The following is a 20,178-nucleotide window of genomic DNA, read 5'->3' as shown; positions in this document are numbered from 1 at the left end:
CTCGCTGCTGAAAACTTGATGAAAACCCATGACACCGCCCGCCTCTCATCATAGGGGCGGGCGCCATGAGGGGCCTGCGCGCATTCCTGCTGCATAACCGCCATCTGGCAGTGCTGCTGGTCGCGCTGGCGCTCGCCATGAAGGCCTTGGTCCCGGCTGGCTACATGGTCGGCGGCACTTCGCGCGCGATTACCATTCTGGTCTGCGCCGACAGTACCGGTGCACACTCGGCGGTTCAGGTCACCATCCCGCAAGGCGCTAAGGAAACCGCCGCCAAGGATCACAAGCCCTGCACTTTCGCAGGCCACGGCGCCGCTCTCCTGGGCGGGGCCGATCCGATCCAGCTCGCCGTCGCGCTGGCCTTCGTGCTGGCGCTGGGCTTCCTCGCCATCGCGGTCCCACGCCTTGCTCCATCGCGCCGCATCCTGCCGCCTCCGTGCGGCCCGCCCTCGGAAATCGCCACCTCGATAGCCTGACCGAACCGGTCATCCTGCCCGCCGTCTGAACCCAGACGCGATCGAAAGCGATTCCCGCATGACTACCCGCATACTCGCCGTGGCCCCTCTGGCCATGGCCTTCTCGCTCGCCACTCCTGCCCACGCCGAAGACGCCGCAGCCGAAGGCGCCGCGATCATCGTCATCGGTCATGGCGATGCCTCCATTGCCGAACAAGAGGCAGCCGCAACGCCCGGCGGTACCGATGTCGTTGCTTACGAAGACTTCGCCGACCGCACCGTGATTTCCTTGCGCGATACGCTGGCCTTTTCGCCCGGAGTCTACAGCCAGCCGCGCTTCGGACAGGAGGTCCGCATCTCGGTCCGCGGCTCGGGCCTCTCGCGCAGCTTCCACATGCGTGGCCTGACGCTGCTTCAGGATGGCGTTCCGATCAACCTTGCCGACGACAACGGCGATTTCCAGGAGCTTGAGCCGATCTTCCTCGATCATCTCGAGGTCTATCGCGGCGCCAATGCCCTTCGCTTCGGCTCAGGTACACTGGGCGGCGCGATCAATGGCGTAACGCCATGCGGCGACAGCGCGCGCGGTCTTTACGCCCGCTTCGATGGTGGCTCGTTCGGCCTCGCGCGAGGTCTGGTTTCCGCAGGCTTCGGCGATAGCACAGCCAACGCCTGGGCCGGGATCAGCGCCGACCGCCACGATGGCGACCGGCAACACGCCAGTCGCCGATCCCTACGCTTCAACGGCAACGTCGGTCTCTCTCTGGCCGAGAACCTCAGCACGCGCTTCTACGTCACCGCCAGCCATATCCGGCAGGAGTTGCCCGGCGCACTCTCCCTTGCCGATGCCCTGACCACGCCGCAGAAAGGCAACTTCACCGGCGATCAGGCTCGCAACATCGATTCCCTGCGCTTGCAGAACCGCACAGCCTTCGATCTCGGCGCGCTCGAACTCACTGTCGGTGGCTTCTACAACATCAAGCAACTTGATCACCCGATCTTCATGGTCATCGACCAGAAGTCAGACGATCGCGGCCTCTTCGCCCGTGCCGAATGGGAGGCGGGGATTGTCTCGATCACCCTCGGCGGCGAATCCCGCTGGGGCACGACCCGCGCCCGGCAATTCGTCAACAATGGCGGCAAGCGCGGCGCACTGACCTTCCGCGCACAGCAGCGCGCGCGCACGTCCTCCGCGTATGGGGAACTGCGGGTCTCTCCAGTGGAGAGTCTCACCCTGATTGCCGGGGGCATCTATGCCAATGGTGCTCGTTGGCAGGAACGCGAACTGCCTTCGACTGTCACCGGCAATGCCTCCTTCGGTGCCTTCTCCCCCCGCTTCGGTGCACTGTGGATCCCGGCAGCAGGAGTTCAGGTCTATGCCAACTACAGCCGCTCTGCCGAATTCCCGACCTTCGTCGAGCTTGCCCAGCAAGCCGCCTTCGTGCCCGTACGCCCGCAACGGGCATGGACGGCGGAAATCGGCACGCGCGGCCGCCTGGGCACCCTGGAATGGGACATATCGCTCTATCGTGCCGACCTGTACGGCGAGATGCTGCAGTACACACCCGATGCCAATGTCGGCATCCCCGCTGCCACGTTCAACGCAGGTCGCACGCGCCATCAGGGCGTCGAGGCCGGCCTCTCGTGGCAGCCGGCCGGCTGGCTCCGCCTTCGCCAGATCTGGCAGTATTCGGACTTCCGCTTCCGCGGCGATGTCCAGTTTGCCAACAACCACCTGCCTGTCGTCCCGCGCCATGTCCTGCGCAGCGAAGTCCGCTTGGGCGGCGATACCCTGCACATCGCACCCAGCCTCGAATGGGTCCCGCAGGGCGCCTTTGCGGACTATCGCAACACCGTTCGCGCGCCCGGCTATGCGCTTGTCGGATTAAGCGCGGGAGCCTCGCTGACGAGCGATATCGATCTCTTCGCCGACTTGCGCAACATCACTGGGAAGAAGGCCGTAGGCGACATCGCCGCCGTCATCGCCGCATCTGGCACTTCGGCAATCTACTACCCGGTTGAGCGCCGCGCGGTCTATGCCGGCCTGCGCGCCAGGTTCTGACATCTTGACGAAGCGTGGTGGCGGCAGACAATGCTGCCGTCACCACACGGGCGCCAAGACTCCAGCATTGATCAGCAACGGGATCACCTGAGCATGCGCGCGCCCCATTGACCTCGTCGGCGAATCCGCGCAATAGCGCCCCACCTCGCATGAGGGGCGCTTAGCTCAGTTGGTAGAGCATCTCGTTTACACCGAGAGGGTCGGCGGTTCGAGCCCGTCAGCGCCCACCACCGTTCCCAGCCACATGCCTCATGCGATAGTCCGTGCGTCTGCGTGCTGTGCAAGCCGTGTGATTGCCGGTATCCTTGGGTCATGGTCCGGCGCGTACTCATCGCCTTATCGCTGACCGCCTTGACTGCCGGGTGCGTAGGGTCTCCCGAGCAGCCGGTGCGCAAGCCTTCGCGCTCCAGCACTGGAGCCTCGCTCAGCCAGTCCCCGCAGACTCGGGCCTGTCTCGCCAATCTTGGCGCTGCGCAAGCCCGCTTCACCCCGCTCGCCGACCAATACTACGGCGCAGGCTGCTCGACTCTCGGCACGGTCAGGCTTGAGTCCCTTCGTGCTGACAATGGCCTGCTGAACATCACCAATCTCGGCCCGGTGTCCTGCCCGGCCGCAAACGCGCTGCAAGGTTGGGCGCGTTTCGGGGTGGACCGTGCTGCCCGCCAGATCCTTGGCAGCCCGCTCCAGCGGATCGAGACCATGGGCAGTTATTCCTGCCGCAATGTTGCGGGCACCAGCCGCTTATCCGCGCACGCCACGGCCAATGCCATCGACATCGCCGCCTTCCGCCTGGCCGATGGCCGACGGATCAGCATCATCAACGACTGGAACTCCCCCTCACCGCAGGTTCGGGCCTTTCTGCGCACGATCCGCGACAGCGCCTGCAAGCGCTTCGGCACCGTGCTGACCCCGGATTACAACGCTGCCCACCGCGATCATCTGCATCTCGAACCCGGCGGCCTCAAGCCGTTCTGTCGCTAAAGCTGGCGCAAAAGCAAAGGGCGGAGGTTGTCCCCCGCCCTTCGCGTTCCGGTCAATCGTGCCAAATTGCGTCAAGCCGCGACGTCGTCCAGTCCGGTCGCCTCGATCCGCAGGCGGACCGCTTCGGCGGCATGGCGGGCGCCAAGCTTGCCCATCATCTTCATGCGGTGGATCTCCACCGTGCGCGGGCTGATGTCGAGCTCACGCGCAATTGCCTTGTTGCTCTGCCCTTCGGCAAGGCGATCGAGGACTTCACGTTCACGCAACGAGAGGCGGGCAATGCGCTGGCGCGCTTCGGCAGCACGGGCGCGCTGGGCGCGGTAGGCTTCGGCTTCGCGGCTGGCGAGGGCAACGGCTTCATTCAGGGGGCCGATCTGCGTCGGCATGGCGAGATAATCGAGTGCACCGGCCTTGATCGCACGGACCACCGCTGCCGTCTGGGGTGGCTCGGCAATTGCGATGACCGGCAGCCAGTGGCCCGCCTGCATCATCACCGAAATGAGCCGCGGGATGCCTTCTCCCACCGGCTCGTCCTGGGCCAGGACAAGGCCGCCGGAAGGTGCATGCGCCAGCAGTTCCTCGGCATTGGCATAGATCTCGGCGTGATGGCCGGCAGCGAAGGCAAGCCGGGCCAATTGAGCCCTGCGGGCGGAATCCCCATCGAGGATGTGAAGAGTGACACGATCAACCATGACGCTCATTAAGCGCCTGATTTTTTGACTTTGCCACTTGGGTTAGCTTCGTAATGAACCAGAACTGACGTTCATCGGCCCGCTATAAAGGTTTTTCCTTAGGATGAACGCTTCCGGAACGGAGCATTTAGGGCGACGTTAACCAAGAAATGTGATGCAGCACACGAAATTCACGTGTTTTTCGTAGCGAGATCCAGCACTTAAGGACGTCTTGAAAGGTCATCATTAACCAGACTGGACGTTTTCGAATCACCATTCTCGAATCGAGATTACAGAATCACCCCACGCCGATGTCGAACTTGTAATCCGGTAGCGAATGGAATGCCTGCCGCAGAGCTTCGCTCCAGCTGGAAGAGATGGATTTGAAATAGGGGTCGCTGGCAAGAATGCGACGCTGGTGCAGCGGCTCGAACCGATCACGCTCCATGACGAGCAGATCGAACGGCAGACCTACCGAAAGATTCGCCGCCACCGTTGAATCGAACGAGACCATCAGCAGCTTCACTGCGTCCTCGAAACTCATGGACCGATCGTAGCCGCGAAGCAGGATCGGTCGGCCGTACTTTGTCTCGCCGATCTGGAAGAACGGCGTATCGAAGCTCGCCTCGATGAAGTTCCCCTCCGGGTAGATCATGAACAGCCGCGGCTCCATGTCCTGGATCTGCCCGGCCACAATCATCGAAGCAGTGAAGCGCGGCCCTTCCGACCGCATTCCGTTGTCCTGCCGCCCTTCTATCACGTTGCGCAGGAGGTTGCCGACAAGCGTCGCCACCTGGAACATCGTCGGCGCCTCGAGGATCGATGGTCGCCGGTCGCTCGGCGCCTTGTTGCGCTCCTCGAGCTGCGAGATGACGGCCTGCGTCGTTGCCAGATTGCCGGCAGTCATGATCGTGATCTGCCGTTCTCCGGGAACGGACCAATGATGCATCTTCCGGAATACGGATATGTTGTCGACGCCCGAATTGGTCCGGGTGTCGCTCATCATCACCAGGCCCTTGTCGAGGATCATCCCCACGCAATATGTCATCGCCCTGCCCCGATCCCGCCTGGACTCAAACTAAAAATGGTGTGGCCTATTGTTCCACACGCTGCTGTTCCACGGCAAGCTTCACATGCATCGTTTCGTCAAGTGCGCCGTATCGGATACCCGTGATTGGGGCTGCATCCTGATAGTCACGACCGGTCGCCACGCGGACATAGCGGGCATCGGGGCTGATGCCGTTGGACACGTCAAAACCGACCCAGCCCAGCCCTTCGACATGCGCTTCCGCCCAGGCGTGGCCGGCGTCCTGCTCGATCCGGTCATTCATCATCAGGTAGCCACTAACATAGCGCGCCGGGATGCCCAGGGACCGCGCAGCGCCGATGAACACGTGCGCATGATCCTGGCACACGCCCCGCCCTGCTGCGAGGGCACCCTCGGCGGTCGTTTCCGCATTGGTGTGCCCGGTCGAATATGCCACCCGCTCACGGATCAGCGCCGAGAGGGCATGCAGCGTGGCAAGCGTGTTCCCCCCCTGCGGCACGGCCGAGGCCAGCGAACGGATGCGTGGGCCAACCTTGGTCAGGTCGGTCGGTTCGAGAAACTGCCACATCGGCACAAAGCCGGAATGCTTGCCCATGATACCGGCTTCGTCGTTGGTGGCCACCAGCCCCTCACACCGGATCGTCACTTCCTGCACGCCCTGGTCGAACGAAATCAGGGCGACGTGATTGCAGTGCGCATCGTCGTACTCCACCTGAAGCTGCGCACCCTCGAACGACATCCGCCATTCCAGCACGCGCTGGCCAGCCGAAGTCTTCGGCTTCAACCGAAGCCTCTGCAGCCCGCGGCTGACCGGCCCGGAAAAGACGTAATGCGTGGTATGATCGATGGCGAGACGCATAGGACGGTGGCTCAATCGATGAAGCGGTAATCGCGCTGGATCTGCATCGCCAGCGTGGTGTTGTTGCGGATGAACGTGCCGATGAATTCGTGCAGGCCCTGCTCGAAGATCGCATCGATCGTCGCTTGATGGAACTGGCAATCGGCATCGCGCAGGATTTCATGGCAATGCATCTCGCTGCCATATTCCCGCGCAAGGCTGGCAAGATTCGAACGCAGCTTGGAATAGCAGAACGCCAGGCTGCGCGGAAAACGGCCATCAAGGATAAGGAACTCGGCAATGCCCCTCGGGTCCATCCGCCCGGCGTTGAGCCAGCGATAGGCGCGCTCGCCCGCAACCGAGCGCAGCACGTTTTCCCACTGCACGTTGTCGAGGCTTGATCCGACATAGGAGATCGACGGCAGCAGCACGTAATACTTCACGTCGAGGATGCGTGCGGTGTTATCCGCCCGCTCGATGAAGCTGCCCAGCCTCGCGAAGTTGTAGATCTCGTTGCGCAGCATGGTGCCTTCCATGGCCCCGCGCACTTGCGTCGACTGGCGGCGCACAAGGTCGAGCACGTCGCCCAGCCGCGTCTCGGTCACCGGCCGCGCCAGCGCTTCCTTCAGCTTCATCCAGCCGTCGTTGACCGATTCCCACACCTCGCGGGTGATGCCGCCACGCACCATGCGGGCGTTGGTGCGCGCCATCTCGGTCATCGCCAGCACGCTGCCGGGATTGTCCTTGTCGCGCAGAATGTAGTTGAACACGTGACCGCCCGTGTATTCGCTGCCGTAACGCGCCTCATAGCCCGGCCGCAGCCCCAGCGTGACGATCAGCGACCGCCATTCGTCCGAAGCATCGGAAGCATCGCGGGTCAGCGCCATGCGGAAGCCCGCCTCGATCAGGCGCGAGATGTTCTCGGCCCGCTCGAGGTAGCGGAACAGCCAGAAAATGCCGTTTGCGGATCTGCCTAACATTGGATTTCCTTAGGCATCAGTCGTCCAGTACCCAGCTGTCCTTGGTCCCGCCGCCCTGCGACGAGTTGACCACCAGCGATCCCTTCTTCAGAGCCACGCGCGTGAGGCCGCCCGGCGTGATGTCGATCCCGTTGGGGCTGACCAGCACGAACGGGCGCAGATCGACGTGGCGCGGCGCCAGCCCCGCCTTGGTCAGGATCGGCACGGTGGAAAGCGAGAGCGTGGGCTGCGCGATATAGTTCTCGGGCTTGGCGCGCAGCTTGGCCTCGAACGCCGCCAGTTCCTTGCGCGAGGAGGTCGGCCCGATCAGCATGCCATAACCGCCCGATCCGTGAACTTCCTTGACCACCAGTTCGGCAAGATTGTCGAGCACGTAATTCAGCGATTCCGGCTCGGCACAGCGCCAAGTCGGCACGTTCTGCAGGATCGGCTTTTCGCCGGTGTAGAACTCGACGATCTCGGGCATGAACGAATAGATTGCCTTGTCGTCGCAGATGCCCGTTCCCGGCGCATTGGCAATCGTGATCCCGCCCGCGCGATAGACGTCCATGATCCCCGATACGCCCAGCACCGAGTTGGGATTGAACGTCAGCGGATCGAGGTATTCGTCGTCCACCCGCCGATAGAGCACGTCGATCGGCTCATACCCGCGCGTCGTGCGCATTGCGATGCGCCCGTTCTCGATTCGCAAATCGCTGCCTTCGACAAGTTCCGCACCCATCTGATCGGCCAGAAAGGCATGTTCGAAATAGGCCGAATTGTAGATCCCCGGCGTCAGCACCGCGACGACAGGCTTCTTCCCATCGCACGCAGGCGGCGCACAGGCGGCGAGGCTGCGGGCAAGGCGGCGTGGATAGTCCGAAACCTCGCGCACACGAACACGAGTGAACAGTTCCGGGAACATCGCCATCATCGTCTCGCGGTTCTCCAGCATGTAGGAGACGCCGCTTGGCGTGCGGGCATTGTCCTCCAGCACCATGAAATCGTCCTCGCCAGTGCGGACAAGGTCGATGCCGACGATGTGGGTGTAGACCCCGCCCGGTGGCGTGAAGCCGACCATCTCCGGCAGGAACGCCACGTTGCCTTTCAGCAGCCGCGCGGGAAGCCTGCCCGACCGCACGATCTCCTGCCGGTGATACAGATCATGCAGAAACGCGTTCAGCGCCCGCACCCGTTGTTCGATCCCGCGCGACAGCTTGCGCCATTGCTGCGCCGTGATGATCCGGGGCACCATGTCGAAGGGAATGAGGCGCTCTTCCGCGTCCTCGTTGCCATAGACGTTGAAGGTTATTCCGGTGCGACGGAAGAAGGCCTCGGCCTCGCTGCCCTTGCGTCTCAGCAGATCCGGTGGCTGCTCGTCGTACCACTGGCAATATCCAGCGTAAGCAGGCCGCACCGAGCCATCGGCGTTGAGCATCTCGTCATAGGACGAGGGCGAGCTTGTTTTCATAGGCACATCCCGTCTGAACCCCAAGCTTGCACAACGAATCCGCTTTGCCAAGCGCGCCAATGCTGCACTGCGAAATAAAGTTGGAGCCGGCGTGCCGGCAGCAATCGGGCATGGAATCTGGCAAGCAATTCCGCTTGCTTCGGCCTGCCTGGAATGAGACTTAATCGCTCAACTAAAAGTTTCGGGAGAACGGCGATGCCACAGGTCCACAAGCGCACCTGCCACATCTGCGAAGCCAACTGCGGCGTGCTGATCGAGGTCGAAGCAGGCAAGGTACTTTCGATCAAGGGCGATCCTGACAACCCGTTGTCTCGCGGGCATATCTGCCCAAAGGGCACCGCCCTGCAAGACCTGCAGGAAGACCATGACCGCCTGCGCAAACCCTTGAAGCGCGTCGGTTCGGACTGGCACGAAATCAGCTTTGAACAGGCCTTTGCCGAGATCGGCGAGAAGACCCGCGCCATTCTTGCCCGCGATCCCGGCAGCACGGCCGTCTACGTCGGCAATCCCAACGCGCACTCCTATGGCAACGCGCTCAACATCGGCTTTCTTGAAAAGGCACTGCGCACCCGGAACAAGTTCTCCGCCAGCACGGTCGACCAGATGCCCCATCAGGTCGCCAATCTGCGCCTGTGGGGCCACGCCAGCATGTTCCCGATTCCCGATGCGGACCGCACGCAGACTTTGGTCATCCTCGGCGGAAACCCGATGGCGTCGAACGGCTCGCTGTGGACCGTCCCGGATTTCCGCAACCGCATGAAGGACTTGCGGGACCGGGGTGGCGAACTCGTCGTCATCGACCCGCGCCGCACCGAAACCGCCAGGATAGCAGACAGACATCTGTTCATTCGCCCGGCCACCGACGTCTGGTTCCTCGTCGCACTGCTCAAGGCAGTCATGGCGCGCAAACCCCACCGCCCCGTGCAGGATTTCGTCACCGGCCTCGATGAAGTCGGCGCCCTGCTGCAGCGTTTTGACAGCGAGGCCTGCGCCACGGCCTGCGGCATCGCCCTGCCCGAAATCGAGCGCCTGGCTGACCGCTTTGCCGCTGGGCCAGCCGCGCTCTACGGCCGCATGGGGATCGCCACGCAGGCGCATGGCACGCTGAACGCCTGGCTTATCTCGCTGATAAACATAGCGTCCGGCCAACTTGATCGCGAAGGAGGCTGGGTGTTCGGACGGCCTGCGGTAGACACCGTCAGCGTCCTGCCGCCCGGCTCGATCGGCAAGCACACCTCCCGCGTTTCCGGTTACCGCTCGGTCCTCGGCGAATTTCCCGCCGCCGCCATGGCCGAGGAGATCGAGACGCCCGGCGAAGGCCAGATCAAGGCCCTGTTCGTCGTCGCCGGCAACCCCGTCCTGTCCACGCCCAACGGCTCGCGCCTGGCCAAAGCACTGGAATCGCTGGACTTGATGGTGTCCATCGACATCTACCGCAACGCCACCAGCGCCCACGCCCACTACATCCTGCCACCCACTGGCCCGCTGGAGCGCGACCACTACGGCCTGTTCCTCCTGCCGATGGCCGCGCGCACCATTGCGGTCTATTCGCCCCCCACCCTGCGGCAGGCCGAAGGAAGCTTGCACGACTGGGAAATCCTGCGGGGCCTCGCTAGCGCGATCAGCGGTGAATCGGTGCAAGCGCCCACCCCGCGCGAGGCGCTTGACGGACTTCTCCAAACCGGGCCCTACGCCCTCACTCTCCAACAGGTAGAAGCCTCGCCTTCGGGCATCGATCTGGGTCCACCGCCCACCGGTCAGTTACCCGCCCGCCTGCGTTCCGCCTCGAAGAGTGTGGCCTGTGCCATACCAGAGTTCATGGTTTGCCTCGGAGAGTTGGAAATCCCCGAAAATGATAATTCCGTTAGTTCTCTGAGACTTATCGGAAGACGCCACTTGCGCACCAACAACTCCTGGCTCGCCAACAGCCGCCGCCTCATCAAGGGCCCCGATCGCTGCACGGTGATGATCAATCCGGCCGACGCAGAACGCCGCGGCATCGCTGATGGTGCCACCGTCAAGGTCCGCTCAAGTGCCGGAGAAATAAGGCTTTCTGCCGAGGTCACCGAAGACATGATGCCCGGCACCGTCTCCATCCCCCACGGCTGGGGCCACGCCCTCCCCGGCGTCGCCATGGCCAATGCCCTCGGCAAACCCGGTGTCAGCGTCAACGACATCACGCTCAACGAAGTCGACCCGCTCTCCGGCAACGCCGCACTGAGCGGCATCGCGGTGGAAGTGGAACTGGCTTGATCTCGCAGAAATCGTAATTCACACCAAGACAATGACTCCTCGGCAGCGAGCGATCTTTTCGACAGCTTTTGAACGGCATCCAGATGGTTGGCTATGGTACGCCAATGCGTGGACTGGCGGCGTCCTGGTCTCAGCTGAAGAGCGTGAAATCTACCTGCAGTTCAAACCTTTAGCGTTCAGACGAGCTCTGGCTGGACGAAAGCCTAGTTCACCACGCAGACCATACTGGCCAATGTTTAAGCGCATGGTTGCAGCAATGCTCACTGGCGTTGATCCCGCATCACCGCCAAATCAACGTCAGCAGGCAGCCACCAGCCGCTTCAGCATCGCGGCCACATCGGGGTGCGCGGCGAAGCCCAGGTGCGTGCAACGCATTGGAATTGCCAGGTCTCGCTCACCCTTGCGCCCGCAGGCGGAGCGGTGGGATACGATGCCGTCGCGGGGGCTCCACAGGGCGACAGTCGGCACCGGCGGCTTGGTTGCCATGTCGCGGCCGATGGGCGGTTCGTCCACCGAATGGCCCGCAATCAACTGGTAGGCGCGCCAGGCATTGTTGGCGCGGCGGTCTCCGGAAAAGGGCGTGCCCATGGTGACGACCAGCCGCACCGCTTCGGGGTGGGCCTTGGCGACCTCGCGCGCGAACAGGCCGCCGAGGCTCCAGCCGACCAGCACCAGCGGCTCGCCTTCCTTGCGCGCCATGGTGACGACACGTTCGCACAGCCGTTCGAAGCGGTCCTCAGTGGGGCCGAAGTTGAAGCCCAGGCCCCAGTCGCTGACGCGGTGCCCTGCGGCTTCAAGCGCAAGGCGCAGCGGCTTCATCCGCACCGGATGGGTGCCGAAGCCGGGCAGCAGCATCACAGCGCGCGATTCGCCGGCAGGTTCATCTTGCACAGGCATCTGCCGCGAGGCCTGCCAATGCTCTATCGGCGTGCGCAACTCACCCAGAAACGCCTGCCACTTCGGTCCACGCACATCCACAGGGCGCGACTGCAAGGCAAGACTTCCGCGCCGCGCGATCTCCTCGCGCAGCAGCGAAAGGCGGGCAGTCGCCTGCCCGAGTCCCGCCGCCCCTTGCTGAAGATTGAAGATCATTGCCATTGCCTGCCCGCTATCGACCGAACCAGCGATGAACGCCAGCATTTGGCAATTGTTTCAAATTCGCGTCAAGAATCGACAAGCGAGCGCGATATCAACCCTCGATGACGCGGCTCTGGGGATGGTGCTTGTCGAGATGCTTGCGCAGAATTCGGAGATTGCGCGAGTTCGAGCGGAAGAACAGGTCGAAGGCGTCGCCCACTAGCGGCACGGCGCCGAGTGCAGTGTCGAACGCAACATTCGCGCCCATGCGCCACAGCTTCCATTTTGGCAGGCCAAGGTTGCGCGCTTCCCACACAATGTAGGCGCCCATCGCGGCGGTCAGCACATCGCCAAGAACGGGGACAAGACCGGCAATCGCGTCCAGGCCAACCTCGCGCCGGATGCCGGGGATGGTGAAGCTGCGCTCCAGCACGCGCTCCAGCATTTCGACGCGCTGGCGAACCGAGGCGGGATCGTTGCCGATGCCCGGCAATTCCGGGCGTATGCGCTGGGGACGGTTGGCGGAAGCGGAGTGGTCCATGCCCCTTATCTGGGAAGCCATGCCATCGGCGGCAAGGGATGCCAGCCCCAGGGGTTCGCCGCGAAGCCCGATGTGCCGCTGCGGACCATCGACCAGCGCAAGGGCCGGGCGATAGGGATGAAACCGTTGGCCGCAGTGATTTCCGCCTCGGCCTCGGCCAGCAATGCGGCACGGGCTGCCGGATCGATCGATTTGCGGGCTTCGGCCACGCGCTCGTCTCCTACCGGACTGCACACCGCCTTCTGCACCGTGCATGACAACTGATTGAGAAACCACGTCGCACGGCCATATCGCGCGGCGATGTCGACGAGGCGCAGGTCTGCACGGTCACGCTCGCCCACGCGCCGGATCGACAGGCCGATGCGGGCAAAATCGCTTTGCAGCTGATCGAAGACCCGTCCTGAACCAGGTCCCGCCGGCATGGCTATATTCAGCGTCGGGATGGCCTTGCCCGCGCCTTTCCAGGCCGCAACGCGGCCGGCGGCCTGATTCTGGCGTTGCTCGACCGACATGCCCTGCCATCGTTCGCCAATCGTGCCGAGATCATCCTCGACATCGGGCGAAACGACGCGGGTGGTGCCTTGCCAGCCGCCGATATTGAAGCGGCCGATCACTGCTTCCCGGTCGATCGCCATGGCCAGCGCCTCTCGGTTGGCGGACGCGCCGAGAAAACCTTGGGTGCTATCGATCATCAGGCCAAACAGGCCGATGACCGGATCAAGCTGGACGTTGCCCCGCGTGAGCCCGATCGAGCCGGCCAGGGGCAGCGTATCGATCCGCCCACCGAGCAGGACATCGGCGTAACCGTCGTTGAAAAGAGCCACAGCCTTGTCGGGCGAGGCGAAAGTCAGTGCAAGCTTGCGCGCGCGCCGCGCGAAATCGGGCTGCTTGGGCAAGCCGCGCTGTTCGGGCGGAATGAGCGTGAAGATGCTGGCACCTTCCTCATCCTGTCCCTTCGCCATGGGCCCGGTGCCCTTGCCCTGCCACAGCAGCGCCATTTCAGGCTGGGCCAGCAATATCAGCAATTCTGGAACTGGAGCTGAAAGGTCTATCTCGATCACGCGATCGGCCATCACGCGCACTTCGTCGATCGCGGCCAGATCGAGCCCCAGGGCCCTGCCCTTCAACCCGGCAATCGTCTTGCGCAGGGCAGCGGCGGCAGCATCGGCGGTAATGCGCTTGCCATCGGGCCAGGTGCCGTCGCGCAGGCGGAAAATGTAGCTTTGCCCGTTGTCGGTAACGATCCAGCGGTCGGCCAGCGCGGGCACAACGCGGCCTTGCTCATCGAAGCTGACAAGGCCTTCGTGGGTGGCGGAGCGCAGGAGTTGCGCGGCAGGCGAAAGGCGCTGGCCAGACTCCTTGAGCGCGGAGGAATTGCCCATCACGGCAATTTCGAGGGTGCCTTCACGCGATTGGCCGCAAGCGCCGAGCGCAAGGGCCAAGGCAGTCATAACGGCATGGCGCGGGATCATGGCGCCAGCCTAAGCCAGCAGCGCGCCAGCGTCCAGAAGGTCAGATCTTGCGCAATGGCCCCGTCTGCGTGGCGATCGGGACCTTCACGAAACGCGGTGTCGAAGGCCCGTTGCCGACAGGAGCGCGAGCGAGCTTGGGATCGACCTCCTCGACGAAGGCAATGCCGAAACGGTTATCCTGAATCCAGGCAACAACCCCTTCGACCCAGCCGATGTTTCGCAAGTTTACCTGAACCGGAGTTCCCCGCATCACCTTCATCTCGCCTTCGGCCATCATGCCGCCTGCGGAAAGGTTGCGAACCTTTACGCGGTGCTCGGCCTCGCTCCCGGAAAGGCGCACTTCGGCCATCAGGAAAAGGCTGTCGCGCCCCAGTTGCCGATGGTCGATGTCTGTCACCAAAGGTCCTGTCTTCCTTCGAGGAAACCCACGCATGCCAACCCATGTGGGCCCGCACGCACCGAACTACCGATAATTCGTAGATCTTTCCTAAACGTCGAGGGTAAACAAGAGGTTGCTGCCGCTCTTTGTTAACCTGAATGTCATGGTCCCGGACAGGTCATGGCCGGGACCACAGCCTCACATGTCCCGCGAAATTTTTTCCCTGCGTTCATGCGCTTCCTGCGCCTCGACTGTCATCGTCGCGATCGGGCGGGCGATGAGGCGACCGAGGCCGATGGGCTCACCGGTCACTTCGCAGTAACCATATTCGCCTTCATCAATCCGGCGCATGGCGGAATCAATCTTGGCGATGAGCTTGCGCTGGCGATCACGGGTGCGCAGTTCAATGCCCCAGTCGGTCTCGCTCGAGGCGCGGTCGTTGAGGTCGGGTTCGCGGATCGGTCCGTCCTGCAGCGCGGTCAGCGTGCCAGCCGCAGCGGAGAGGATCGACTTCTTCCATTCCATCAGCAGGCGGCGAAACCAGTCCTGCTGGGCTTCATTCATGTAGGGTTCGTCGTCATTGGGAACATAATCGCTCGGCATCGCACGACGCGCTTTTGCCAGAACGTCAATCTCGTCACTCAAGACCCCAGCCATTCGGCCCTCCGCATAACAAGCTATCCGCCCCTCCCGGCCTGCATCATTCCCTTGTCAGGCGTGCAAGCTCTTGTCTTCGCGCGCCTATAGGATTGGCCCGTGACGCGCACAAGCACTTAGGCGGCCATGATGCATTAATGACGACTGAAGCGTGAGAAGACGCACAGGGTTTTCCCAATCTGTTTCATCCGAAAGCTGATTTGTTTCAGCATTAACCATTTGTTGACCAAGATCGTTGACCTTCGTCCTGTCGGAAGACCGGGGGTTCGGCCTTCCTTTCAGGGGGTAGAGGTTATGGGACAGACCTGGATAAAGCTGATTACCAAGGAAGGGACACCGATCAGCGAATCGCGCTATGATGCCGACATGCTGGTGGCAACTTGCCTTGCTGCCGCCGCTGCAGGCGACACGAGCGCGCTGTTCGATCTGGGCGTTGCCTATTCGACCGGCAGTCACGGCGTGGACTGCGACCTGATCGAGGCACACAAGTGGTTCAACCTTGCAGCCGTCGGCGGTCATGACGAAGCTGCCCAATGCCGGGCAGACGTGGCCGACGAGATGACCGCGCGCGAGATTGCCGAAGCGCAGCGCCGAGCACGTGAATGGCTGCGGGCAGGACGCGCGGCGGCTTGAACTGCCAATTCATCCCTTCCTGAACGGGGTCCGCTCTCCAAGATACATCTGGTCTTGCGCGATGCCTGCGCGTTCGCGTTCGAGAAAATCGGCGACCGCGCTGCGGAAGTTGGGATCGGCGATGTAATGGGCTGACCAGGTGCGGACGGGTTCGTAACCCCTTGCAAGCTTGTGGCCCCCTTGGGCGCCTGCTTCCACCCGCGACAGGCCGAGCGCGATGGCAGCATCGATTGCTTGATAATAGCAGAGTTCGAAGTGGAGGAAGGGCTTCTCCACCACTGCGCCCCAATAGCGGCCGTAGAGCGCGTCCCTGCCAATGAAGTTGAGCGCGCCCGCCACCGGTTCGTCGCCATCGAAGGCGAGGACGAGGAGGACCTTGTCGGCCATGCGTTCGCCGATCAGGTCGAAGGCGGCACGGGTCAGATAGGGGCGGCCCCATTTGCGCATCCCCGTATCCTGATAGAACACCCAGAACGCGTCCCAGTGTTGGGGGCGGATGGCATCACCAGTCAGCTGGCGGATCTCGACGCCGTCCTGCGCCTTGGCCCGCTCCTTGCGCAGGTTCTTGCGCTTTTCGGAACTCAGCGCGCCGAGGAAGTCGGCAAAGCTTTCATAGCCACGGTTCTCCCAGTGGAACTGGATGTCCGAGCGGGGTAACCAGCCGGCCTGTTCGAACAGCGGCAACTGACCCGGCTCGATGAAGGTGGCGTGGGCTGAGGACAGGCCGTTGCTGTTACAGAGCTGTTCAGCGGCGCGCAGGAGCGGGATTGCGAGCTCCGGGCGATCTCCGAGCAGCAGGCGGGGGCCGGTGGCGGGAGTGAACGGAGCGCTGATCTGCAGCTTGGGGTAATAGTTGCCCCCTGCCCTGGCCCAAGCGTCCGCCCACGAATGGTCGAACACGTACTCGCCCTGGCTGTGGCTCTTGAGGTAGGCGGGCAGTGCTGCGGCGGGCTTGCCACCTTCGCCCTCGATCACGATGGGCAGTGGTGACCAGCCGGAGCGGCCGCCGACCGATCCAGAATCCTCAAGCAGTTTCAGGAAAGCGTGGGAAACGAAGGGGTTGCCGTCACCTGCAAGCCGGTCCCAGTCCTCGGCGGCGATTTCCGAGACGGACTTGTGGATGCGCGCGGTGTAAGTCACGCGAGGGTCATGCCCCGACGCCTGCGCCCTCGGCAATAGGTCCATCGGCACAGTCTGCCGCACGTGCGGCGAGCTCGGCGGAGCGGACGGTCCATGTCAGGACCGGGAAGCCGCGCTTGCGATGGGCGGCGGCAAACTTGCTCGGCAGATCGCGCACGTCCCATGCAAGAAACTGGGGGCGAGCCTGCCAGAAGGCAAAGTGCAGTTTGAGCGTGGCGAGGAGCGTGCGCTTGCCCTCCTCGGTCACGACAAGGCCGTGGACCACGTGCGGCGAATGGCGACCGAACCAGCGGCAGACGCGCGGGTCGAAGCTCATGACGGCAACGGGCCCGCGATAGCCTTCAAGCCCACGGCGCACAGCCAGGCACAATGGCGCGACCCGGATTTCGCGCTTCGACTTTAGTTCGATCAGCAGCGGCGCGCGACCGGCGACAGAATCGAGGAAGGTGCGCAGGGTGGGGATGCAGTCGCTGCTGCCGGTCAGCTGAATCTTGGCCAGCGCATCGGCGCGCCGTTCGATCACCGGACCGGTTTCGGCGGTCAGGCGATCGAGGTCCCAATCGTGGAAGACCACTGCCTGACCATCAGCGGTGCGCTGGACATCGCATTCGATGCCCATGCCCCGCTCGACGGCAAGGGCGAACGCACCGGGCGAATTTTCGGGAACGCCGGCCCCGTGCAAGCCGCGATGGGCGTAGCTCACGCCTCGCAGCCAGCCGACCCGCGCCTGATCCGGCGCGGGGACCAGAAAGCGGTCAAGCAGGGCGAACAGCAAGGACAGCATCGACTTCCACCGCAGCGCCCAAGGGCAGGACAGGCACGCCGACCGCGCTGCGGGCGTGCTTGCCAGCGTCGCCGAAAGCCGCAGCCATCAGCTCGGACGCGCCATTGGCGACCTTCGGCTGATCGGTGAAGTCCGCGGTCGAGCTGATGAACGCACCAAGCTTGACCACGCGCTCCACGCGATCGAGCGAGCCCAATGCCGCCTTGACCTGGGCGAGGATCATCAACCCGCAAGCCTGGGCGGCGGCGGTGCCATCCTCAAGGCTGACGTTCTCGCCGAGGCGGCCAGTCACCAGCTTGCCATCGATGAAGGGAAGCTGGCCCGAGACGTGGAGCAGCCCGTTCGCCTCGACCGTCGGCACATAGGCGGCAACAGGCGCGGCGGCCTGCGGCAGCGTGTGCCCGAGGGCTGCCAGCTTTGCTTCAACGGAATCGGTCACGCGTCTTCTCCATGTATTTGTTCGAGTATCCAGGGCAGTGCCGCTTCCCAGTCATCGATCCGGGCGTGGGCGTGGCCGGCCTTGTGGGCGCAGTCGATATGGGGGCTGAGCAGCGGTTCGCCGCACAGGTGCAGGCGGATCACCTCGGGCGTCAGTTGCGAAACCGAATCGTGGTGCTGCGGCAGATCGTCAATGAACAGGGCGCGCGAGGGATTGTACTCGTCGAGGATCGCCTTGAGCGCAGGGCCTTTCGGCCCCTGGTTGGTGAAGACGCGAGCGTTGATGCCGACATCGGCCAGCTGGCGCGCGCGCATGTCACGGCGGTGATCGTTGAGATTGGTCAGGATCACCACGTCGGCGTCCTGCCCGACCGCGTTGATCCCGGCGACGGCACCGGCAATGGCCTGCTGGCGATACATCTCGGTATCGAAGAACTTGTTGAGCAGGTTCCAGATTTCCTGTGGCGGCACCAGCTCGCCATCCTTGGCGTAACGCATCGCCTTGGAGAAATCGGCGCTGTCCATCTTGAAGCTGACGCCTTGGCTTTCGCCCAGCCAGTCACGGAACGGGGCGACCATGTGCAGCAGCACCTCGTCGCAATCGCTGACGATCAGGGGGCGGCTACTCATGACAATTCCTTCCGGGCGGCAATCAGGGTTTCGGGCGAGATGTCGAGCGCGAAAGCCGCGTTGACAAGGTCTGCCTCGTGATTGGCAAGAAAATCGAGAACGGCAGCGAGCATGGAGGGATCGCCAAGGCCCGCGCGCAACTCGTCGGGTGTCAGGCCAGTGAGGCTGAGGAACCGCTCGGCGCGGTCACCATCGGACAGGACCCAGCCGAGAGCCTGCAGCGCAAGGGCAGCGGCATCGATGGGGGAGGAAGGCTCGCGGATGATTGTCAGGGCCTTTCGCGGGCAATAAGGGTGGCGCCGTCAGCTTTCGAAAACAGGCGTGTCAGTGGCAAAAAGAATTCTGGTTGTCGAGGACAACGACCTCAACCGCAAGCTGTTCTGCGACTTGCTGCGCGCCAAGGGTTTCGAGGTGGAACCGGTGGCCGATGGCCGCGAGGCGATCGAGAAGACGCGCCTGTTCATGCCGCATCTGGTGATCATGGACATCCAGCTGCCGAACGTCTCGGGCATTGACCTGATCGAGGCGATCAAGGCGGACGAGGAGCTGAAGGCGATCCCGATACTTGCCGTGACGGCCTATGCCGGCAAGGGCGACGAAGAGACTATCCGCGCGGCAGGCGCCGAGGGCTATCTTGCCAAGCCGGTGTCGATCGGGCCGTTCATGGTGGCGGTGAACGCCTTGGTTTGAGAGTTACATCGCCGCCGCAACGCTGCTCGCGTGTTCGATCACGAAGGTGACGACTGTCAGGCACAGGCCGGTCATGAAGCTCTTGTAGGCGTAGGCGAGGTATTTGTACTTCTTGCGCTGCAGGACCTGCCCGTTCTGGTAGATATCGTGGAGCATGGTGCGGAACACGGTTTCGTCGGCCCGCAATTCGGACAGGATTGAATCGGTCCACTCGCCCTCGTCCATATGGGTGAAGTAGCCGAAGAACAGCTTGTTGGGCTTGCCATCGTTCAGCTTTGCAGACCTGGGGTTGCTGACCGATGGCAGGACCGCGAACACCGCGCACATGGCCGAGATGAACGCAAACAGCGCCAGCACGCCCAGCGACCACGGCATTGCGCCGCTCTTCGCCTGCCCCACCGCGATGGTGAACACGAGAAACGTCGCGCCCATCAGGATCGAGGCCTTGGCGTCGGCCATCTGGCTTAGCGTCAGGTTGATCTGCTGCGATGTGCGCACCAGGTGAATGGCGTGATTGGAGTATCCCGAGGGCGACGCCATCGATGGTGCGGCCAGCGGTTGCTCGGCCTGTTCCTCGACTTGTGCCATCATTCCCCCCCTGCCGTTCTGTGCGCCGTTTCTGGCCGCCGTTCTGGGCGGTTATCCGTAATTCCGGGGATGACACAGAGGCAGCGTGCTTGACAAGCAGTGCCATTGGCCGCTTTTCGGCCTTAATCGTCTGGCAGGGGGCCTCTCCTGCTCCTTGGAGAAGAATTGATGGATCGCGCCGCAACCGCCGAAAAGATCGCCGAACTGATCGAACCCTTCAACAAGAAGGGCATCGCAATCACCGAAGCGACCACTTTTGCTGGCGATCTGGAATGGGATAGCCTGACCGTGATGGATTTCGTCGCGGCCATCGAGGATGACTTCGACATCATCATCAGCATGAACCAGCAGGCCGAGATCGAAACCTACGGCCAGTTGATCGATGCAGTGACGAAGCTGCAGGGATAAGCC

Annotated in this window: 23 protein-coding genes and 1 tRNA gene; 8 read left to right on the top strand and 16 right to left on the bottom strand. The window is 63.1% G+C overall.

Annotated features, from left to right (window positions below; translation table 11 throughout):
- Positions 1 to 65 precede the first annotated feature (65 nt).
- From AC3WLM_RS11865 to AC3WLM_RS11850, 4 genes are all read left to right on the top strand, one after another.
- Entirely contained in the window at positions 66 to 476 is a 411-nt protein-coding gene (locus tag AC3WLM_RS11865; protein WP_039332576.1) for a hypothetical protein, read from the top strand.
- A gap of 58 nt (positions 477 to 534) precedes the next feature.
- Positions 535 to 2,517 carry a TonB-dependent receptor family protein gene (locus AC3WLM_RS11860; RefSeq protein ID WP_492477454.1) on the top strand — a complete coding sequence of 661 codons (1,983 nt, stop codon included), beginning with the start codon at positions 535 to 537 and terminating at the stop codon, positions 2,515 to 2,517.
- A 154-nt stretch (positions 2,518 to 2,671) separates the two neighbouring features.
- Positions 2,672 to 2,747: transfer RNA gene (locus tag AC3WLM_RS11855), tRNA-Val, on the top strand.
- A gap of 82 nt (positions 2,748 to 2,829) precedes the next feature.
- A complete protein-coding gene (locus AC3WLM_RS11850; protein WP_492477453.1) occupies positions 2,830 to 3,498 on the top strand; it encodes an extensin family protein in 669 nt (222 codons plus the stop codon).
- A 71-nt stretch (positions 3,499 to 3,569) separates the two neighbouring features.
- Here AC3WLM_RS11850 and AC3WLM_RS11845 read toward each other — a convergent pair whose 3' ends face one another.
- The 5 genes from AC3WLM_RS11845 to AC3WLM_RS11825 form a co-directional block, all read right to left on the bottom strand.
- Positions 3,570 to 4,199 (bottom strand): response regulator transcription factor, encoded by a 630-nt coding sequence (locus tag AC3WLM_RS11845; protein WP_492477452.1) that lies wholly within the window; start codon positions 4,197 to 4,199, stop codon positions 3,570 to 3,572.
- A gap of 268 nt (positions 4,200 to 4,467) precedes the next feature.
- Complete coding sequence (locus AC3WLM_RS11840; RefSeq protein ID WP_039332573.1) at positions 4,468 to 5,217, bottom strand: proteasome-type protease; 750 nt, start codon at positions 5,215 to 5,217, stop codon at positions 4,468 to 4,470.
- Positions 5,218 to 5,263: 46 nt separating this feature from the next.
- Entirely contained in the window at positions 5,264 to 6,091 is an 828-nt protein-coding gene (locus tag AC3WLM_RS11835) for a transglutaminase family protein (protein ID WP_492477451.1), read from the bottom strand.
- On the bottom strand, positions 6,088 to 7,035 hold the full coding sequence (locus tag AC3WLM_RS11830; RefSeq protein WP_062347116.1) for an alpha-E domain-containing protein: 948 nt from the start codon (positions 7,033 to 7,035) through the stop codon (positions 6,088 to 6,090). Before AC3WLM_RS11830 ends, AC3WLM_RS11835 begins: the two co-directional genes overlap by 4 nt.
- A 16-nt stretch (positions 7,036 to 7,051) precedes the next feature.
- Positions 7,052 to 8,485, bottom strand: a complete 1,434-nt coding sequence (locus tag AC3WLM_RS11825; protein ID WP_492477450.1) for a circularly permuted type 2 ATP-grasp protein — start codon at positions 8,483 to 8,485, stop codon at positions 7,052 to 7,054.
- 195 nt (positions 8,486 to 8,680) lie between these two features.
- Here AC3WLM_RS11825 and AC3WLM_RS11820 point away from each other — a divergent pair, with 195 nt between their 5' ends.
- A complete protein-coding gene (locus AC3WLM_RS11820; protein ID WP_492477449.1) occupies positions 8,681 to 10,738 on the top strand; it encodes a molybdopterin oxidoreductase family protein in 2,058 nt (685 codons plus the stop codon).
- 297 nt (positions 10,739 to 11,035) lie between these two features.
- Here AC3WLM_RS11820 and AC3WLM_RS11815 read toward each other — a convergent pair whose 3' ends face one another.
- The 5 genes from AC3WLM_RS11815 to dksA form a co-directional block, all read right to left on the bottom strand.
- Complete coding sequence (locus AC3WLM_RS11815) at positions 11,036 to 11,830, bottom strand: esterase/lipase family protein (protein WP_492478120.1); 795 nt, start codon at positions 11,828 to 11,830, stop codon at positions 11,036 to 11,038.
- Positions 11,831 to 11,927: 97 nt separating this feature from the next.
- Positions 11,928 to 12,356, bottom strand: a complete 429-nt coding sequence (locus AC3WLM_RS11810) for a DUF4112 domain-containing protein (protein ID WP_052242106.1) — start codon at positions 12,354 to 12,356, stop codon at positions 11,928 to 11,930.
- Positions 12,357 to 12,361: 5 nt separating this feature from the next.
- On the bottom strand, positions 12,362 to 13,828 hold the full coding sequence (locus tag AC3WLM_RS11805) for an ABC transporter substrate-binding protein (RefSeq protein WP_492477448.1): 1,467 nt from the start codon (positions 13,826 to 13,828) through the stop codon (positions 12,362 to 12,364).
- Between the two features lie 40 nt (positions 13,829 to 13,868).
- Entirely contained in the window at positions 13,869 to 14,225 is a 357-nt protein-coding gene (locus AC3WLM_RS11800; protein ID WP_174544592.1) for a PilZ domain-containing protein, read from the bottom strand.
- Between the two features lie 180 nt (positions 14,226 to 14,405).
- Complete coding sequence (gene dksA, locus AC3WLM_RS11795) at positions 14,406 to 14,864, bottom strand: RNA polymerase-binding protein DksA (RefSeq protein WP_039332497.1); 459 nt, start codon at positions 14,862 to 14,864, stop codon at positions 14,406 to 14,408.
- A 294-nt stretch (positions 14,865 to 15,158) separates the two neighbouring features.
- On the opposite strand from dksA, the gene AC3WLM_RS11790 reads away from it, so the two are divergent.
- Positions 15,159 to 15,497: an SEL1-like repeat protein gene (locus AC3WLM_RS11790; protein ID WP_492477447.1), complete on the top strand. Its 339-nt coding sequence runs from the start codon at positions 15,159 to 15,161 to the stop codon at positions 15,495 to 15,497.
- Between the two features lie 9 nt (positions 15,498 to 15,506).
- Here AC3WLM_RS11790 and AC3WLM_RS11785 read toward each other — a convergent pair whose 3' ends face one another.
- From AC3WLM_RS11785 to AC3WLM_RS11765, 5 genes are read right to left on the bottom strand one after another with little or no spacing between them, the layout of a single operon-like run.
- On the bottom strand, positions 15,507 to 16,637 hold the full coding sequence (locus tag AC3WLM_RS11785; RefSeq protein WP_492477446.1) for a GNAT family N-acetyltransferase: 1,131 nt from the start codon (positions 16,635 to 16,637) through the stop codon (positions 15,507 to 15,509).
- 7 nt (positions 16,638 to 16,644) lie between these two features.
- Complete coding sequence (locus AC3WLM_RS11780; protein WP_492477445.1) at positions 16,645 to 17,421, bottom strand: glycerophosphodiester phosphodiesterase family protein; 777 nt, start codon at positions 17,419 to 17,421, stop codon at positions 16,645 to 16,647.
- The gene (locus AC3WLM_RS11775) at positions 17,393 to 17,860 is read right to left on the bottom strand and encodes a RidA family protein (protein ID WP_062347102.1); all 468 of its coding nucleotides are present in this window, start codon (positions 17,858 to 17,860) and stop codon (positions 17,393 to 17,395) included. Before AC3WLM_RS11775 ends, AC3WLM_RS11780 begins: the two co-directional genes overlap by 29 nt.
- Entirely contained in the window at positions 17,857 to 18,489 is a 633-nt protein-coding gene (locus AC3WLM_RS11770) for a hypothetical protein (RefSeq protein WP_039332486.1), read from the bottom strand. The genes AC3WLM_RS11775 and AC3WLM_RS11770 overlap by 4 nt, the downstream gene beginning before the upstream one ends.
- Positions 18,486 to 18,689, bottom strand: coding sequence for a DUF3572 family protein (locus tag AC3WLM_RS11765; RefSeq protein WP_322788216.1), 204 nt, complete (start codon positions 18,687 to 18,689; stop codon positions 18,486 to 18,488). Before AC3WLM_RS11765 ends, AC3WLM_RS11770 begins: the two co-directional genes overlap by 4 nt.
- 127 nt (positions 18,690 to 18,816) lie before the next feature.
- Between AC3WLM_RS11765 and AC3WLM_RS11760 the strand changes: the two genes are divergently transcribed.
- Positions 18,817 to 19,179 carry a response regulator gene (locus tag AC3WLM_RS11760; protein ID WP_039332483.1) on the top strand — a complete coding sequence of 121 codons (363 nt, stop codon included), beginning with the start codon at positions 18,817 to 18,819 and terminating at the stop codon, positions 19,177 to 19,179.
- 3 nt (positions 19,180 to 19,182) lie between these two features.
- Here the strand turns inward: AC3WLM_RS11760 and AC3WLM_RS11755 are convergent, their stop codons facing one another.
- Entirely contained in the window at positions 19,183 to 19,767 is a 585-nt protein-coding gene (locus AC3WLM_RS11755; RefSeq protein WP_492477444.1) for a Pycsar system effector family protein, read from the bottom strand.
- Between the two features lie 168 nt (positions 19,768 to 19,935).
- Between AC3WLM_RS11755 and AC3WLM_RS11750 the strand changes: the two genes are divergently transcribed.
- The gene (locus AC3WLM_RS11750; RefSeq protein WP_039332481.1) at positions 19,936 to 20,175 is read left to right on the top strand and encodes an acyl carrier protein; all 240 of its coding nucleotides are present in this window, start codon (positions 19,936 to 19,938) and stop codon (positions 20,173 to 20,175) included.
- The last annotated feature ends 3 nt before the right edge of the window (positions 20,176 to 20,178 follow it).

The organism is Novosphingobium sp. FW305-C-30-35 (assembly GCF_058783135.1).
The sequence above is the reverse complement of the archived record's forward strand: the minus strand, read 5'-3'. Positions and strand labels throughout refer to the sequence as shown.